Source organism: Geothermobacter hydrogeniphilus (assembly GCF_002898515.1).
Lineage (GTDB): Bacteria > Desulfobacterota > Desulfuromonadia > Desulfuromonadales > Geothermobacteraceae > Geothermobacter_A.
The window spans coordinates 1-16,650 of record NZ_PPFX01000030.1 but is presented as its reverse complement, the minus strand read 5'-3'; the positions used below and the strand labels follow the sequence as shown (position 1 = coordinate 16,650).

The 16,650-nt window shown below is 59.4% G+C and carries 11 protein-coding genes; 3 read left to right on the top strand and 8 right to left on the bottom strand.

The genetic code is table 11. The annotated features are described in order from the left end of the window. Positions 1 to 347: 347 nt before the first annotated feature. The 3 genes from C2E25_RS12345 to pfkA form a co-directional block, all read right to left on the bottom strand. Entirely contained in the window at positions 348 to 794 is a 447-nt protein-coding gene (locus C2E25_RS12345; protein WP_158247249.1) for a Crp/Fnr family transcriptional regulator, read from the bottom strand. Beyond that, entirely contained in the window at positions 794 to 976 is a 183-nt protein-coding gene (locus C2E25_RS12340; protein WP_103116039.1) for a hypothetical protein, read from the bottom strand. Before C2E25_RS12340 ends, C2E25_RS12345 begins: the two co-directional genes overlap by 1 nt. A gap of 138 nt (positions 977 to 1,114) precedes the next feature. Beyond that, positions 1,115 to 2,074 carry a 6-phosphofructokinase gene (gene pfkA, locus C2E25_RS12335; protein ID WP_103116038.1) on the bottom strand — a complete coding sequence of 320 codons (960 nt, stop codon included), beginning with the start codon at positions 2,072 to 2,074 and terminating at the stop codon, positions 1,115 to 1,117. 360 nt (positions 2,075 to 2,434) lie between these two features. Between pfkA and lon the strand changes: the two genes are divergently transcribed. The 3 genes from lon (at position 2,435) to C2E25_RS12320 (ending at position 7,780) form a co-directional block, all read left to right on the top strand. Next, a complete protein-coding gene (gene lon, locus C2E25_RS12330) occupies positions 2,435 to 4,804 on the top strand; it encodes an endopeptidase La (RefSeq protein ID WP_103116037.1) in 2,370 nt (789 codons plus the stop codon). 73 nt (positions 4,805 to 4,877) lie between these two features. Continuing rightward, complete coding sequence (locus C2E25_RS12325; RefSeq protein ID WP_103116036.1) at positions 4,878 to 6,371, top strand: M16 family metallopeptidase; 1,494 nt, start codon at positions 4,878 to 4,880, stop codon at positions 6,369 to 6,371. Beyond that, on the top strand, positions 6,368 to 7,780 hold the full coding sequence (locus C2E25_RS12320; RefSeq protein WP_103116035.1) for a M16 family metallopeptidase: 1,413 nt from the start codon (positions 6,368 to 6,370) through the stop codon (positions 7,778 to 7,780). Before C2E25_RS12325 ends, C2E25_RS12320 begins: the two co-directional genes overlap by 4 nt. 4 nt (positions 7,781 to 7,784) lie before the next feature. Here C2E25_RS12320 and C2E25_RS12315 read toward each other — a convergent pair whose 3' ends face one another. The 5 genes from C2E25_RS12315 to C2E25_RS12295 form a co-directional block, all read right to left on the bottom strand. Continuing rightward, on the bottom strand, positions 7,785 to 8,990 hold the full coding sequence (locus C2E25_RS12315; RefSeq protein WP_158247248.1) for an EAL and HDOD domain-containing protein: 1,206 nt from the start codon (positions 8,988 to 8,990) through the stop codon (positions 7,785 to 7,787). Positions 8,991 to 9,096: 106 nt separating this feature from the next. Then, the gene (hypF, locus tag C2E25_RS12310) at positions 9,097 to 11,358 is read right to left on the bottom strand and encodes a carbamoyltransferase HypF (protein WP_103116033.1); all 2,262 of its coding nucleotides are present in this window, start codon (positions 11,356 to 11,358) and stop codon (positions 9,097 to 9,099) included. Between the two features lie 50 nt (positions 11,359 to 11,408). Then, on the bottom strand, positions 11,409 to 12,797 hold the full coding sequence (locus C2E25_RS12305) for a sigma-54-dependent transcriptional regulator (protein WP_103116062.1): 1,389 nt from the start codon (positions 12,795 to 12,797) through the stop codon (positions 11,409 to 11,411). 188 nt (positions 12,798 to 12,985) lie between these two features. Continuing rightward, positions 12,986 to 15,487: an ATP-binding protein gene (locus C2E25_RS12300; protein ID WP_103116032.1), complete on the bottom strand. Its 2,502-nt coding sequence runs from the start codon at positions 15,485 to 15,487 to the stop codon at positions 12,986 to 12,988. A gap of 111 nt (positions 15,488 to 15,598) precedes the next feature. Next, entirely contained in the window at positions 15,599 to 16,567 is a 969-nt protein-coding gene (locus C2E25_RS12295) for a polyprenyl synthetase family protein (protein WP_103116031.1), read from the bottom strand. Positions 16,568 to 16,650: the final 83 nt, after the last annotated feature.

Sequence of the window (16,650 nt, the reverse complement as noted above, 5' to 3'; positions counted from 1 at the left end):
ATAGCCTCTGCATCATTAGAACATATCCAACGAAAAATGCAATGTAAGGTCGGGGGGTTAGGACAGAGGATTTAAAGCCGAAGCCGAAAATGTCCAGATGCCAGGCGTCCGCACCCACGCGGTGAAAGGTACGTCGTTGACGCGGGGGGAAGGACAACGACGCAGATGGGCGTTTTGGCTCGGCCGGGTCCCGGCAATGGTTGGAAAACGTCACGTTCCGAGGCTGAGCAAAAATGTCCAGATGCTAGGCGTCCGCACCCGCGCGGCATAAGGCGTACCGGAAGGTACGTCGTTGACGCGGGGGGAAGGACAACAACGCAGATGGGCGTTTTGGCTCGGCCGTGCCCCTAGAAGATGGCGGCCAGGCGGCCGGCCATATGCCGCATCCGGGTTGACATGATGAGCATCATGCTCTTGAGCAGTTTCATACCGAGGATCGGTTGTTCTTCAAGCAGGCGGTCGAAATCATCGGCCGCGATGCAGAGCAGTGCCGAATCCTGCATCGCCAAGACAGTGGCTCCAACCGGGCGACGATCCATGATGGCGGCGTCACCGACGATGGAACCATCACTGATCACGCCGATGATGACCTGTTTGCCCTTGAACTCGGTTTCCTTGCGTGCTTCAAGTTTTCCGGAAACGACAAAAGCAATAAACTCACTCGGCTCTCCTTCCCGCCACAAGACCTCTCCTTTGGGCAGATGCCGAAACCGGAAATAACTCATCAGCTGCGCCATGTCGTCTTCGGCGAGATAGTAGAAGAGATCAGAGATGCGGTCCGCGGGTGAGGGCATCATCCCTCCGGGAGATTTTCCTGAAGGTTGCCGGATTGTTCCGCGACCGGGCTCGGCAACTCGCCATCGGCAGGAGCCTCCTCAGGGTGGGCTTTTTCAAGAAATCGGAGGACCGGGCGCATAAAGACCATCAGCAGAACAAACAGCAGAACTGAAAACAAGGCATCGAGACCGGTGGACATGAACCCCTCCTTTCAACAATCTGACGAACCCGGGTGTCACGGGTGAAAAACATTCATCCCCTTGTTACATTTATCGGTTCAAAGTGCTGAATTCTTAAGCTGAAAAGGTCCCGGTTCAGCAATACACCTGAACCAGTTTCAACTGAGTTTATGCGACAACGCGACCATCAGCTGGTCAATCGGCCGAATCCCGGCCTGCAGGACCTGTTCGAAGTCGGTCAGGGCAATATCCGAGCAACTCAGACCGACCATTTTCCCGGATTCACCGGCCAACAGCGATTCCACCGCGGAAAGTCCGAAACGGGCCGCCAGCAGGCGGTCAAAGGCCGACGGCGATCCACCGCGCTGGTAATGTCCGAGCACCATGACCCGGGTTTCAAAACCTATGCGTCCCCTGATCTGCGCGGCAATATCGTGGGCGGTGCCGGCCCCTTCGGCGACCATGATGATGGCATTGATGCGTCCCTCCTGATAGCGCTGCCGCAGATTGACGCAGATAGCTTCAAGGTCATAGGGCCGCTCCGGAATGATGGCGAATTCGGCACCGACCGCCACCGCCGAAACCAGGGCCAGGTAGCCACTGTCACGCCCCATGCACTCGACCACAAAAGTCCGATCATGGCTTGAGGCGGTATCCTTGAGACAGTCAACGGCATAGAGGATATTGTTCAGCGCGGTATCGACGCCGAGGGACATATCGGTGAACGGCAGGTCGTTGTCGATGGAGGCGGGAATGCCGATCACCTGCGTTCCCCGCTCCGCCAGGGCCTGCGCCCCGCGCAACGAGCCGCCACCACCGATCACTACCAGGCCCTCAACTCCAAGCCCGGTCAGGGTGTCGGCCGCCAGAGTCTGTCCGGCCGTGGTCAGCATCTCCTTGCAACGGGCACTCTGCAGGATGGTTCCCCCCCGCTGCAGGATGTTGCTGACCGAACGATTCTGCATGATCTCGTACTGACGATCGATCAGTCCCTTGAACCCGCGATGAATACCGACCACCTCGATCCCCTCGTTCATGGCGGTGCGTACCACAGCCCGCAGAGCCGCGTTCATTCCGGAGCAATCTCCGCCGCTGGTCAATACCGCAATTCGTTTCATGGACAAATCTCTTCCCATTGAAAATGTCATTTATATCAGGCTAACCGCTTGAACAAATTGAGTTAACCACACTCCAGGCAATTGTCAAAATCCTGAATCAGTGAGTTTATGCCGGATGGAGAGGGCAAGTACTTGCCCTGAAAAGGGTTTCCAAAAATCTGAGGTGCACCCATAGGTTCTCCGGTGATTTTTGGGAATCGTAGGCAGAGCAATGACTTTGTGTTATCCGCCGGTCATGAACCCACTGATTCAGGGAAAGAACGCCTTGACCGCATTCCGGTCACTGTTATCCTTTTCCTGATGGAACAACTCCTTTAACCGGGAACTGCCCACCGGGGCGGTTAACCGAAGGGACAACCCATGACCGACCTGCAACCTCTGCCGACAGTGCTGGCGGTTTTCCCGCTGCGCGACCAGGTCATGTTCCCGCACATGGTCATGCCCCTGTACATCGATGCCGCCCGGATCGGTGTGATCGAAACCGCCTTGCGGAATGACAACCTGCTGGTACTGACCACCTGTTTCAGCAAAACCGATCCGCCTGCGTTTGATGATCTGGCCAAAATTGCCACCATCTGCCGCATCAGCCAGGTGATTCGCAGTCCCGAAGGCGGATGCAAGGTGACAGCCGAAGGCCTGCGGCGTGTCTATCTTTCCTCCTGTGTTGCCCAGCAACCGCAGATGCTGGCCCGCATCCGCCTGGTCGAAGAGGAGGAAACCGGCGGCCTGGTGACCGAGACACTGGTGCAGAGTGTCAATACATTGCTGAAAATCGCCCTTGCCGCCGGACGTCCACTGCCGGGCGATGTCATGAAAATGATCGACCAGATCGGTGACGCCGGGCGTCTGGCCGACCTGGTGACGGTCTATCTCAACCTCGACATCGCTTCCCAACAGCGACTGCTGGAGATTCTCGATCCCCTCGACCGTCTCAAGGAAGTCTACCTGCGGCTGACCACCGAAGTCCAACGTCTCCAGGTCAGGGGCGATATCCAGACCGAGGTGACCCGCAACCTGAGCAAAACCCAGAAGGAATATTTTCTGCGTGAACAGATGAAGCAGATCCGGAAGGAACTCGGCGACCAGGACCCGAGGCAGGACGACCTCGACAACCTGCGGCAAAAAATTGATCCGCGGAAGATGCCGCCCGAGGTCCACACCACAGCCCGGAGAGAATTCAAGCGCCTTGAAAACATCAACCCCTCGTCACCGGAATATACCGTCGCCCGCACCTACCTCGAATTCCTCTGCGACATGCCCTGGAAACACGCGTCACGCGACAACCTCGACCTCGACCACGCCGAGAGGATTCTCAACCGGGACCATCACGACCTGAAGGACGTCAAGGAGAGGATTCTTGAATATCTCGCCGTGCGTTCGCTGAAGAGCGACAGTCGCGGGGCGATTCTCTGTTTCGTCGGACCACCCGGCGTCGGCAAAACCTCCCTCGGACGTTCCATCGCCCGGGCGATGGAACGCAAATTCATCCGCCTGTCCCTCGGCGGACTGAAGGATGAAGCGGAAATCCGCGGCCATCGCCGTACCTATATCGGCGCCCTTCCCGGCCGGATCATCCAGGAGATCCGCCGCGCCGGGGTCAACAACCCGGTCTTCATGCTCGACGAAATCGACAAGATCGGCCAGGATTTCCGCGGTGATCCGGCCTCGGCCCTGCTCGAAGTGCTCGACCCGGAGCAGAACAACAGCTTCAACGACCATTATCTCGATGTCCCCTTCGACCTGTCGCGGGTGATGTTCATCACCACCGCCAATATCATGGATCCGGTGCCGAGCCCCCTGAGGGACCGGATGGAAGTCATCAACCTGGCCGGCTACAGTTACGAGGAAAAACTGCAGATTGCCGTTGACTACCTGGTACCTAAACAGAAAGAGGAGAATGGCCTGGCCGAACAACCGCTGACCTTCACCCGCCAGGCGCTGCTGCAGATCATCAAGGATTACACCCGCGAAGCCGGAGTGCGCGGACTGGAACGAAAGATTGCCGCGATCTGCCGCAAGCTGGCGCACGATCTGGCCCGGAAGAAAAAAACCATGGACCGGATCGATTCCGAACAGGTCCGCCGACTGCTGGGGGCCCGCAGCTATTTTACCGACGTCGCCGGCGAAGAGGACCGGGTCGGCGTGGTCACCGGCCTTGCCTGGACAGAACATGGCGGCGACATCATCTTCGTCGAAGCGGCGATCATGAAAGGTGAAAAGGGTTTTACCCTGACCGGAAATCTCGGTGAAGTGATGCAGGAATCGGCGCAGACCGCCCTCTCCTTTGTGCGCGAACATGCCGCCCGTTTCAGCATCGAAGAGGATTTTTTCAGCTGTCATGATCTGCATATCCATGTTCCGGCCGGCGCCATCCCCAAGGACGGTCCCTCCGCCGGGGTAACCATGGCCGCGGCACTGATCTCACTGCTCACCGGCCGGGCGGCCCGCCGCGACGTCGCCATGACCGGTGAACTGACCCTCTCCGGCCGCATCCTGCCGGTCGGCGGGGTCAAGGAAAAACTGCTGGCCGCGCGTCGGGCCGGGGTTCGAACAGTGCTGTTTCCCGCCCGCAATGCCGAACAACTGGCCGAACTCGAACCGGCCGATACCGAAGGCGTCCGTGTTTCCCTGATCGAATCGATGTTCGACGTCACCCGCGAAGCCCTCTGCGCACCTGACCGACCCTGCTCCAGCGACCAGCCTCCCACCGCGACACCACCGCCGGGATAGTCGACGACAAGTCGGCAATCCTATATACTGGCCCGAAATCCCACCCACACCCAACATACTGGAGAACAGACCCATGCTGCGTTCAACCCTGTTGCGGCTCTCCACCGCTTTTTTCATCCTGTTTCTCTGCAGCCCGAGCCGGGCCGCCACCCTTGAAGACAAGGTTCGTGAGCATCAATTTGCCAACGGTCTGCGACTGCTGGTTGTCGAACGTCACGCATCACCAACCTTTGCCGCCTACCTGACCATCGGTGTCGGGGCGGTGGATGAAAACAGCGAAACGCGCGGGGTGGCTCACCTGCTTGAACACATGCTCTTCAAAGGGACCAAGACCCTGGGCACCACAGACTATGCCGCCGAGAAGCCGTTGCTGGATAAGATCGCCGCTGTGGGAGGGGAAATTGACCGGCTGAAAAATGATCCCGCCGCCGACCGGAAGCGGTTGAAAACCCTGCGCCAACAACTCACCGAGTTGCAGAAGCAGCACCGCCGGTTCGTGGTCAAGGACGAGTTCTCACGCATCTACGCTGAAAATGGCGGCACCGGCTACAACGCCTTCACCACCAAGGATTCCACCACCTACCTCATCTCCCTGCCGAGCAACAAGCTCGAACTCTGGGCGTTGATCGAATCAGACCGGATGAAAAACGCCGTACTGCGGGAATTCTACACCGAACGGGATGTCATCCAGGAAGAACGGCGGCGTTCCTATGAAAGTAATCCCGGCGGCATGCTTTACGAAACCCTGATCGCCAACGCCTACACCGTACACCCCTACCGCAACCCGATCATCGGTTGGCACACGGATATCGCCAACCTGACACTGGCCGAAACCAGGGAGTTTCATCGCCGCTACTACGCGCCGATCAATACCGTCATCGCCCTGGTCGGAGATATTGACTTTGACCGGGCCGTCGCCATGGTTGAGCGTTATTTCGGCGACATCCCGCCGGGAACACGAGTTCCCCCCCTGGCAGTGGTGGAACCACCGCAGAAGGGGGAGAAACGGATCCATATCGACTTTGACGCCCAACCGCAGATGGCCATCGCCTACCATAAACCGACCCTGCCGGCGCGCGAAGACTACGTCTTCGACCTTATCGACCTGATCCTCAGTGGCGGTCCCACCTCGCGCCTCTACAAGTCGCTGGTCCAGAAGCAGCAGCTGGCAACCCGTGTTTCGACCTACGGCGCCCCCGGGGCGCGCTATGACAACCTGTTCGTCATCAGCGCCGCACCGCGCTATCCCCACACCCTGGCGGAGGTTGAACAGGCGATCTATGCCGAACTGGAACGTCTCACCCGGGAACCGGTCAGTGAAACTGAACTGGACAAGGCACGCAATCGACTGAAAGTGGACCACCTGCAGGGCATGCAGTCCAACAACGGCCTGGCCCGGTCACTAACCTATTTCCAGACCGTCGCGCACGACTGGCGCTACCTGGCCCGTTATCAGCAGGTTATTTCCAGCATCACCGCCAGTGAAATCATGCAGGTCGCAAAAACTTATCTGACGGCGGATAATCGCACTGTCGTCACCCTCAGCAAGGAGGAAACGCAACCATGAGCCGGCTTCGTCATCTGCTTCCCATCGCCTGCCTGTTGCTGGTTGCCTGCCAACCCCCGGCCCCTCGCAACCCGCGTCCCGAACAGCTCCATTACCCACCGCTCACTTTCCGGGTGCCCGCGGTCGAACGACTCGATCTGCCCAACGGCATACGCCTCTATCTGCAGGAAGATCATGAACTGCCACTGGTCGAAGTAAGCGCCATGCTACCGGCCGGATCGGTTGCCGACCCGGAAGGCAAAACCGGTCTGGCGGACCTCTATGCCACCGTGCTGCGCAGCGGTGGCGCCGGCGATTATCCCCCCGATGCGTTTGATGAACTGCTGGCCGAGCGGGCCATCGACCTCTCCGCCTCCTCGGGAAGCTACACGCTCAACCTCGGCCTGTCGCTGCAGAGCAAAGATCTGATGATCGGATTGCAGGCGATGAGCGACATGCTGCGCCATCCCCGATTCGATCCGCAACGGCTCGAACTGGCCCGCCGCCAGGCCCTGGAAGCCATCCGTCGGCGCAATGACAACCCCGGCTCGATCGCCCATCGGACTCTGAGGCAGGCGCTCTATCCCGGACATCCCCTCGGCCGGGTTGAAACCAGGGGCAGCCTGTCAGCCATCAGCCGAGAGGACCTGCTCGCCTTCCATCGCCGTTTCGCCCATCCGCAGGGTCTCTGGCTGGGGATCACCGGGGATTTCGATCGCGAGCAACTTCTGGCGGATCTGCGACAGCTGTTCGGCGGCTGGAACGGTGACGCCGCCCGGCGTCCCGTTCCCCCGGTCACTGAAAAACCGGAAGCGGCACTCTGGCTGGCGGACAAACCGATTCCACAGACCACCATCCTGTTCGGTGAACTCGGCATCGACAAGGACAACCCGGACCTCTATGCGGTACGGGTCATGAACTATATTCTCGGCGGCGGCGGCTTCAACAGCCGGCTGATGCGCGAGGTACGCTCCAACCGTGGACTGGCCTACTCGGTCTATTCCTATTTCCAGATCGGCAGGCTGCTACCCGGCCGCTTCGTTGCCGGCTGTGAAACCAAGAGCGGAACCACCATGCAGGTGATCAGACTGATGCGGGAACAGATGCGGCTGATGCGGGAACAAGAGGTCAGTGCCGAGGAATTGCGACTGGCCAAGGAGAGCCTGATCAATTCCTTCGTCTTCGCCTTTGAAGACATCCATGACGTGGTGGCACAACAGATGCGGCTTGACTTCTACGGTTACCCGTCCGACTACCTGGCCAGCTACCGGGATCGAATCGCCGCCGTCACTGTCAAGGATGTCAAACGCGTAGCCCGCCGTTACCTGCACCCCGATAAACAGCAACTGGTGTTGGTGGGCCATGTGAAAGACTTCGACGGTAAACCGGAAAATCTCGGGCTGCCGGTACGGATGATTCCGGAGGACTAGAAAATTACCCGGCCACTTTGCCGATGGTTTCCTCGGCCCAGGCAATCGCCTTCAGGTAGGCCTGGGACACCGTGTCACCCGGATAAGGGGCATCATCGACCGCGTCCCACTCACCCCGTTCATAGGCCAGCACGCAGGCCAGTGCCTCGCCCGGGTTGCCGGCATAACCGAGCAGCGCCAGCTTGATCCCCTCGGCCAGCGGCAGGTCCTGCAGAATGTCACCGATCGGCAGATCGAGCAGCGCCTCCAGGGTTGAGAACAGTCCGACCATGAAAAACGTGCCGTGATCCGACTCTCCACTCTCCCGCCCGAGCAGCTCACACATCTTGCCGCGCACCAGCGACGTTTTCAGCAGTTCGACCGGTTTTTCATCGATGCGCGCCAGCAGGATCACGCTCGCCCAGACCCGCAGGTTGTCCAGGCCGAGATAACTGACGGCATGACGGATCGAATCAATTTTACTGACCAGTCCGAACTGAACCGAATTGAGATAACGCAACAGCCGATAGCTCAGAGATACATCCTGGGCAATGATTTTTTCCAGCTCTTCGAGGGTGACCTCCGGAGACTGCAGTTGCGACAACAGACGGATGGTCGAGAGCCTGCTGGCCGGCAGCCTGCGCCCCTTGACGATTTCCGGACGACAGAAGAAGAATCCCTGAAAATGATCGATGCCGAGCTCCCGGCAGGCGACATACTCCTGCTGTGATTCGACACAGTGGGCCAGAAGTTTCGCCTCACACCCGGCGAGGTGCCCGATCAATTCAGGAATCTTCTCAAGCCCCAACTCCCGCAGGTTCAGCTTGATGTAATCGACCAGGTCAACAAGCGGTACGCGCGGATCAGAGAAACCGAAGTTGTCGAGAGCGAAGCGGCAGCCACGTTTACGCAGATCTGCGACAACGGTGACAATCTCTTCATCCGGTTCGAGATAGGCGGGAAGCTCAAGAACAACCTTCTCGTAAGGACAGGGAAAGGATTCCTGATCGAGCAGCAGGTTGCGGGTAAAATTGATAAAAGCCGGTTTTTCCCCGACCAGATGGCCGAGACCGATTTCCATGAAGGCGTTGCGCAGCACCGTCGATGTCGCCCGGTCCCGGTCATGAACATCGGCGCGGTTTTCTTCACCGGAACGAAACAGCAGCTCGTAACCTTCAACCTGAAGACGACGGTTGTAAATCGGCTGACGGGCGATATAGACGTTGGTCATGATAGTCCTCGGCATAAATACAACATTCAGCACCAAGACATACGAGAACGTACAGTCTTCTCTTCGACCAGAGATATTGAATTCTTAACAGAAATACCTGGATTGATCAAAGCCCGGCCGCGGCAATGACCGCCTGGCCAAGAGCGAGACCGCCGTCATTGGGGGGAACCAGGGAATGGCGACGGAGGTCGAAACCCTCGGCGACCAGCAGATTCGAGACCGCCTCGGTCAGATAGCGATTCTGAAAAACCCCGCCGGAGAGAACCACGAGATCCAATCCGGTCTGCCTTCGCAGCAATCGGCAGACATCAAGGACACCATGGGCCAGGCCGTCATGGAAGCGACGGCTGATGACGCCGACCGGCACCTGGTCTGTCAGATCCTCCAGGATGGCGACCAGCATCGGCTGCCAGTCGAGCAGCAGCGTCTCCTCGCCGGCAACCGCCGGGCAGGGGTAAGGCTCCGCCGCGCCCCCCGGCGCGATCGCCATTTCCAGTTCCAGGGCCGCCTGTCCCTCATAACTGACTTTGAGACGCAGCCCACAGAGGGCGGCGACAGCATCGAACAGCCGGCCGCAGCTGCTGGTGACCGGCGCGTTGATGCCCCGTTGCCACATCTGCCGCAGCAGTTTGATATCCGCTGCGGGCAGTTGCCCCAGCCAATCGATCCCGGCAACATCGATCCCGGCTTCCCAGAGACAGGACAGGGCCATGCGCCAGGGTTCCCGGGTGGCGGCATCGCCACCCGGCATCCGCATGGTACGCAGATGCCCTGAACGCTCGAAGCCGTTCGCGTCGCCGACCAGAAACTCCCCCCCCCAGACGGTCCCGTCGCTGCCGAGACCGATGCCGTCGAAAATCACCCCGATGGCCGGTCCGGCGAGATGATTTTCAGCCAGGCAGCTGACCAGATGGGCATGATGGTGCTGAACTGCGACGCGTGGCAGGTCCGGGAAGCTCTCGGCGAAACGGGTCGAGACATAATCAGGATGCAGGTCATGGGCGATAACCGCGGGCTCGACCTCCAGCAGCCGCTGGAAATGCGCCACGCCATCCCGCAGCGCTTCGGTGACCGCAAGTTTTTTTAAATCACCGATGTGCGGGCCGAGGTAGGCACGGTCAGCGCGGGTCAGGCAGAAGGTGTTTTTCAATTCCGCCCCGACCGCCAGAATCGGCACGATTGCGCGTTCAAGCGGCAATGAACGCGGCACATAACCACGCGCCCGACGAATCAGCAGGGCTTCATCAGCCATCACCCGGGCGATGGAATCATCGCAGCGATTCTGTATGCGCCGATCATGCAGCAGGAAAACATCGGCGATCTCCGCCAGTTGTCCGCAGATCTCCTCGTTGCGATAGCAGATCGGCTCATCGGAAAGATTGGCGCTGGTCATCACCAGGGCCTCGAAAGCTTCAAGCAACAGATAATGAAGCGGTGTATAGGCGAGCATCACCCCGAAATAACGATTGCCCGGCGCGACCTCTTCGGCAATACCGTGCGACACCTGTTTTTCGAGCAGCACGATCGGCCGCTCCGGGCCTTCCAGCAGGCGCCGTTCTTTTTCGCCGACACGAGCGATACCGCGAACCCGGTCCAGGTCGGCGCACATCAGGGCAAAGGGTTTCTCATCGCGGATCTTGCGCCGTCTCAGTTCGGCAACCGCCTCCCCGTTGCCGGCATCAACCGCCAGGTGGCAGCCGCCGATTCCCTTGACGGCGACGATTTTTCCGTCTCTAAGCAGGGAAATAGCCCGCGCCAGCGGTTCACCTTCAACAGGCTCTCCCGCGGCATCGACCAGACTGAGACGCGGACCACACTCGGGGCAGGCGTTCGGCTGGGCGTGAAAGCGGCGCGAGGTGGGGTCCTCGTACTCGGACCGGCAGGCCGGACACATGGGAAAATCGACCATGGTGGTCAGCGGCCGGTCGTAAGGAATACCGGTGACGATGGAATAACGCGGTCCGCAATTGGTGCAGTTGATGAAGGGATAGCGGTAGCGCCGGTCGTCGGGATCACGCATCTCCGCCAGGCAGTCGGCGCAGACGAAGGTGTCGGGCGAGATCTGCGCCCGGGACTCCGCCGCGTCCGCGGACGCCCGGATAACGAACACCGTCTCACCACCGGGGTCGATATCCCGCTGTGCAAACCGGCTGATGGTCGCCAGCGGCGGATAGTTGCCGCGCACCTCGGCACAGAAAGCCTCGACCCGCTCCCGCTCCCCCTCGGCCTCGATGGTCACCCCCCGCGAGTCGTTCAGCACCCACCCGGCGATCCCATGGCGCATCGCGCACTGGTAGACAAAGGGCCGGAAACCGACCCCCTGAACAATGCCTTCGATATCGATATGGCGACGGACTACAGAGGACATGCCGGCTCCATGGTGACGGGCAAGGTGGCGACAAGGACGACAGCCGGTCTTCAGTCGTCCTCCCCGGTCAGACCATATTTTTCCAGTTTGTAGCGCAGAGTGCCGCGCGGCACATTGAGCAGGCGCGCGGTCTTGGCGACGTTGCCCCCGGTGATGCCGATGGCATTGCCGATCAACTCTTTCTCGATCTGGCAGATCATCTCTTCCAGCATGATCCCTTCCGGCGGGATTTCGAAAGAGAACGGCGACTCGGCACGTGGAGCGTCCCCCCAGATTTCCGACGGCAGGTGATCGGGCTTGATGACCTCGACATTATGCATGATACAGATCCGCTCGACCACGTTCTTCAACTCGCGCACATTGCCCGGCCAATGATAACGCATCAGCAGGTCAAGAGCCTCGCGGGAAACCTCGCGCATCCGCTTGTTGAAGGCGCGGGCGAACCGCTTGAGAAAGTAGTCGAGCAACTGCGGGATATCTTCTCGACGCTCGCGCAACGGCGGGATGGCGATGGGAAAAACATTGAGCCGATAATAGAGATCCTCGCGGAAGGCCTTGTCGTCGATCGCCTGCTTGAGGTTGCGGTTGGTCGCCGCCACCACCCGCACATCGATATCGATATTGCGGTTGCCGCCAAGACGGCGAATCTTGCGGTCCTCAAGCACCCGCAGCAGCTTGACCTGCAGGTTCATATCCATCTCGCCGATTTCATCAAGGAAGATGGTGCCGCCGTTGGCCTCTTCGAAGAGACCAAGTTTACGGGTCTTGGCATCGGTAAAGGCGCCCCGTTCGTGGCCGAAAAGCTCCGTTTCAAGGAGGTTGAAGGGCAGCGAACCGCAGTTGATTTCCACAAAGGGGCGATCACGCCGCGGGGAGAGGTTGTGAATCGCCCGCGCCACCAGCTCCTTGCCGACCCCGCTCTCACCGGTGATCAGCACCATCGCCGTTTCATGCTTGGCGACTTCCCGCACCTGGCGGTAAACCTGCAGCAGCTGTTCGCTGGAACCGACCATGTCGGCACTGTCGAGCATATCCTTGCCGCCGCCGCGACGCAGTTGACGAACCTCGCGGCGCAGGTTCTGGGTTTCCAGGGCGAGACGGACGATGAGATGGATGGCGTCAGCCTTGAAAGGCTTCTTGATGTAGTCGTAGGCGCCGAGTTTGAGGGCTTCGACAGCACTCTCAACCGTGCCGTAACCGGTGATGATGATCACCAGCAGCTGCGGATCGATCTGGTGCAGTTCCCGCAGCACGTCAAGCCCGCTGCGGTTGCCAAGGTTGAGATCGAGCAGCACCAGGTCGACCTCTTCGGCCGAAACCATGTTGATGGCATCATCACCATTGGCGGCGGAAAAGGTACGATATCCGTCTTCAGCCAGAATTCGTTCCAGGTTTTCCCGAATAAAGGCTTCATCATCGACAATCAGGATTTTTTCCATCAGAACCACCATTAGGAAGAAGCCTGAATCAGTGGGTTCGTGCCGGTAGAAATGACGCTGATTCAGGATCGTCGATCGAGATCCGGCGGCTTCATTTTAGATTGACGGAGAGAAAGAAGGCAATGACAAAAGGTGGATTTTCGCCACACGTGCCCAAAAAAGAACAAACCTTCCGGGAAATATGGTGATTATTGGCCATCCGCCGGCAGCCATATACGGAAACAGCTTCCTTCTCCCGGGGTACTGTCGGCATCGATCCGACCGCCATGCTCGGAAATGATGTTGTGGGTGATGGCCAGGCCGAGCCCGGTCCCCTCCCCTTTGCTGGTATAGAAGGGTTCAAAGATCAGCTCCAGCTGCTCGGCCGACATGCCGGTACCGGTATCCTGAATAATGATCGCCACCCCGTCCCCCTCGGACTCGACGGCCACGTCCAGCCGTCCCCCTTCGGGCATGGCATCCATGGCGTTGGCCAGCAGATTGAGCAGAGCCTGCTTCAGCTTGTTGCTGTCAAAGGCGATACGGGGCAGATCATCAGAAAATTTCTGTTCAAGCCTGATCCGCTGCTGCTGCAACGGCTTGCTGACCAGAAACAGGGTATCTCGAAGGGTATCGACAACATCGCCGACAACTTTCTCTGTTTTCGGCACCGAGGCGAAATTCAGCAATTCGCCGACCAGAGCTTCAAGTCGCTCGATTTCTTCCAGCGCCCGTCGAATGAGCTGCTGATCGTCCGGCTGACCAAGCATCCGGTCATGCAATTCGTCAAGCAGCAGACTGATTCCGGTCAGCGGGTTGCGCACCTCATGGGCAATCCCGGCCGAAAGTCGTCCAAGAGAGGCCAGGCGCCCCATCCGCTCCATCCGCTGGCGCATCTGGACCCGTTCGGTCAAATCCTCGATGGTGAGAATCTGGCCGGAAAGATTGCGGGCGCCAAGCGGCAGCAGCGCCAGGCGAAAGGTCAGCGGACGCCCCTCCCGCTCGATCGTCAGGTACTTGTTCCAGCGCCCGGAAACGCCGACACTCAGCCCTTCCTCAAGGGCTTCAACCATCTCCGGCCAGTCGGCCAGAAGCTTGCGCCAGGGGGCCGGTTTCTGCCAGGGGGGCAGCTGCAGACTGCGCTGCGCCGGGCCATTGACCGACGTCACCAGCCCTTCCGGGTTGAGAGTGAAGATACCGGTTTCGATATTTTCAAAAACCGTCTCCTTGAAGTTTCTCTCCCGCAGGATTTCCTTTCGCGACCGACGCAGATCTTCCAGGGAACGCACCAGTCGTTCGCGACGCAGGCGCAGTTCGTGAGCCATGGTATTGAAGGAACGGGCCAGCTGGCCGACCTCGTCACTGGACGAGACATCGACATTGGTCGCCAGGTTGCCGCGCGCCATTTCCCGGGTACCGACAATAAGTTCCTGCAGCGGCCCGGCAATCCCTCGCGAAAGACGATAGGAAGCAAAAAAGACCAGCATCCCGGTCAGGCTGATGAGAAACCAGCTCTGGGTGATAAAGGTGGTGAACTGACGCTTGATCAGGGCGGCGGTTTCCAATGCCGGGCGGTGGAAGTTCTTCAGCTCGGCGCCGATGGTCACGCCACCGAAAATGCCCCGTTCGGCATACCCCCCGCCACGATAAAAGATCGGCGCGTAGGCCATGATCTTGCGGGCTCCGCCGACATTGGTGACATCGACCACTCCCGAACGTCCAGCCAGTACATCCTGGGCCACAACCGGGTAGTTCTTGTGAATAAAGGCCGCGTTGAGCAGGTTGTAGGGGATAATCCCCCGGCGCACCGCTTCGGGAGAAGACTGTTCGGTATAGGGCGGAACCAGCCGGCCCTCGGCATCGAGTCCACGGATATCCCAGTATTTCGGGTGGGTGATAATCCAGCCTTCATCATCGAACATGAAAGCGTAGTTGCCGCTCTTGTAGGAGGGATAGACCACATACCGCTCACGGGTCGGGGTGATATGCTGGGTGAACTCCATCAGGTGTCGATGATCAAGGGAAAGAACAACCACCCCCTTAAGAATCCCGTCTTCGGTGTAGACCGGAGTCGCAAACCGTACCAGCCCACGATATGTCCTGCCGCCGACAGCCTCCTCCAGGGAAGACGCCCCCGCCAGCTGTTCGTCCCTGCTGACATGCCAGCCGGTCACGTGGGAAACATAGATTTCACCTGGCGGGAGATTGCGGGCGACAAGGAAATAGGTTTCGCTCTTGTAGGTTGTTTCCGCCGGGTCGGCCACATTGCGATAATCGTGAGAAATTCTGCCGTCGACGACACGCACCGTCTCCCGGCCGGACGGGGCGATGAAGGCCAGCTCGCTGTAGAGGGGAATATCGCGGCGGATTTCACGCGGTTTCCCATTGTCGAGCTGCCGGTACCAGATCTGTTTCTGATGCGTCGCGGCGAATTCCAGGTAGCCCTGCGAATCGGGCGGCAGCAGGGCCAGGGCGTGCAGATCCTCCTCGACCGAGCGAAGGAAATCACCCACCTCCCGTGCCACCAGTTCGGCCCGCACTTCCAGGGCCTCGGACGCCTGCTCGTCAAGGGCGCGAGTGGCGCTGTCGAGCAGCAGTTTTTCCACCGAACGCAGATTTTGACTGGAATTGATTGCCAGCAGAACCAGGGGAATGATCGAGAGCGCCCAGAAGGCATAGAGAACTTTGCGGTGAAGATTGAGACGCAACATGCGGGCGATTATAGCTCAAATGCCCGACCGGCGGGAACTGAAAGCTGAAAACCGAAAGTTGTCAGTTGTCAGCTGCCAACTGCTTACTGCCAACTGCCAACTTCCTTACCTTCACATACGGCGCCCGACCACGTAGTCGGCCAGGCTGCAGAGCGCATCGCGATCCGGGCTGGGGGGGAAAATATCCAGGCGTTTTTTGGCCGACGCGACCAATTCGGCGGCTCGCGAGCGGGTATAGGTGATACCGTCGTAACGGTCGATCAGGTCGATGACATATCCCAGGTCAGCTTCTTCCAGTTCATCCTGCTCGATGATCGCGGCGACCCGCTCCCGCTCTTCGGAGCGGCAGTTGCGCAGCGTCTTGATCAACGGCAGGGTCATCTTTCCTTCGGCCAGATCCTGACCGCGGGCCTTGCCGAACTCTTCCTGGTCAGCAATATAATCGAGGGCATCATCCATGAACTGAAAGGCGATACCGAGTTCCATGCCGACCTCGCGCAAAGCCAACTCGCGCTCCTCGTCAACCTCGGCCAGCAGACCGCCACACTGGCAGGCGGCCGCCATCAGGACCGCCGTCTTGCTGCGCACAACCTTGATGTAACGCTCTTCGTCCATGTCAAGATCACAGGTCGAGACGAGCTGCAACACTTCACCCTCGGCCATCATGGTGGTCGCGTCAGAGAGGGCCTTGAGGATCTTCAGGTTGCCGTCCCGCACCATGATGGAAAAAGACTTGGCAAACAGGAAGTCACCGACCAGGACCGAGGCCTCATTTCCCCAGATCGAGTTGGCCGAGGCATTGCCGCGACGCAGGCTGGCACCGTCGACGACATCATCGTGCAGCAGGGTGGCGGTATGAATGAACTCCACGACGCTGGCCAGACCGATATGACTCTGCCCCCGGTACCCGGCAAGGCGGGCGGCCAGCAGCAGCATCATCGGTCGCACCCGCTTGCCGCCGCTGGCGAGGACATACTCACCGACCTTGCTGATCAGGGGAACATCCGAAGCCAGGTCCTCGCGGAACTGCCGTTCAACCCCCCGCAAGTCATCTTCTAATAAATTCAATACGTTTTGCATACCATTCCACCACGTGAAAAATCCTTCTATCGGGTAGGAGGCGGGGTTGCCCCCGCCGTCCTCCCACACCACCGTGCGTACGG

What these genes read in the sequence shown, in the direction of transcription:
- C2E25_RS12345 (WP_158247249.1), bottom strand. Translation starts at nt 794, where the DNA reads ATGCCCTCACCCGCGGACCGCATCTCTGATCTCTTCTACTATCTCGCC.
- C2E25_RS12340 (WP_103116039.1), bottom strand. Translation starts at nt 976, where the DNA reads ATGTCCACCGGTCTCGATGCCTTGTTTTCAGTTCTGCTGTTTGTTCTG.
- pfkA (WP_103116038.1), bottom strand. Translation starts at nt 2,074, where the DNA reads ATGAAACGAATTGCGGTATTGACCAGCGGCGGAGATTGCTCCGGAATG.
- lon (WP_103116037.1), top strand. Translation starts at nt 2,435, where the DNA reads ATGACCGACCTGCAACCTCTGCCGACAGTGCTGGCGGTTTTCCCGCTG.
- C2E25_RS12325 (WP_103116036.1), top strand. Translation starts at nt 4,878, where the DNA reads ATGCTGCGTTCAACCCTGTTGCGGCTCTCCACCGCTTTTTTCATCCTG.
- C2E25_RS12320 (WP_103116035.1), top strand. Translation starts at nt 6,368, where the DNA reads ATGAGCCGGCTTCGTCATCTGCTTCCCATCGCCTGCCTGTTGCTGGTT.
- C2E25_RS12315 (WP_158247248.1), bottom strand. Translation starts at nt 8,990, where the DNA reads ATGACCAACGTCTATATCGCCCGTCAGCCGATTTACAACCGTCGTCTT.
- hypF (WP_103116033.1), bottom strand. Translation starts at nt 11,358, where the DNA reads ATGTCCTCTGTAGTCCGTCGCCATATCGATATCGAAGGCATTGTTCAG.
- C2E25_RS12305 (WP_103116062.1), bottom strand. Translation starts at nt 12,797, where the DNA reads ATGGAAAAAATCCTGATTGTCGATGATGAAGCCTTTATTCGGGAAAAC.
- C2E25_RS12300 (WP_103116032.1), bottom strand. Translation starts at nt 15,487, where the DNA reads ATGTTGCGTCTCAATCTTCACCGCAAAGTTCTCTATGCCTTCTGGGCG.
- C2E25_RS12295 (WP_103116031.1), bottom strand. Translation starts at nt 16,567, where the DNA reads ATGCAAAACGTATTGAATTTATTAGAAGATGACTTGCGGGGGGTTGAA.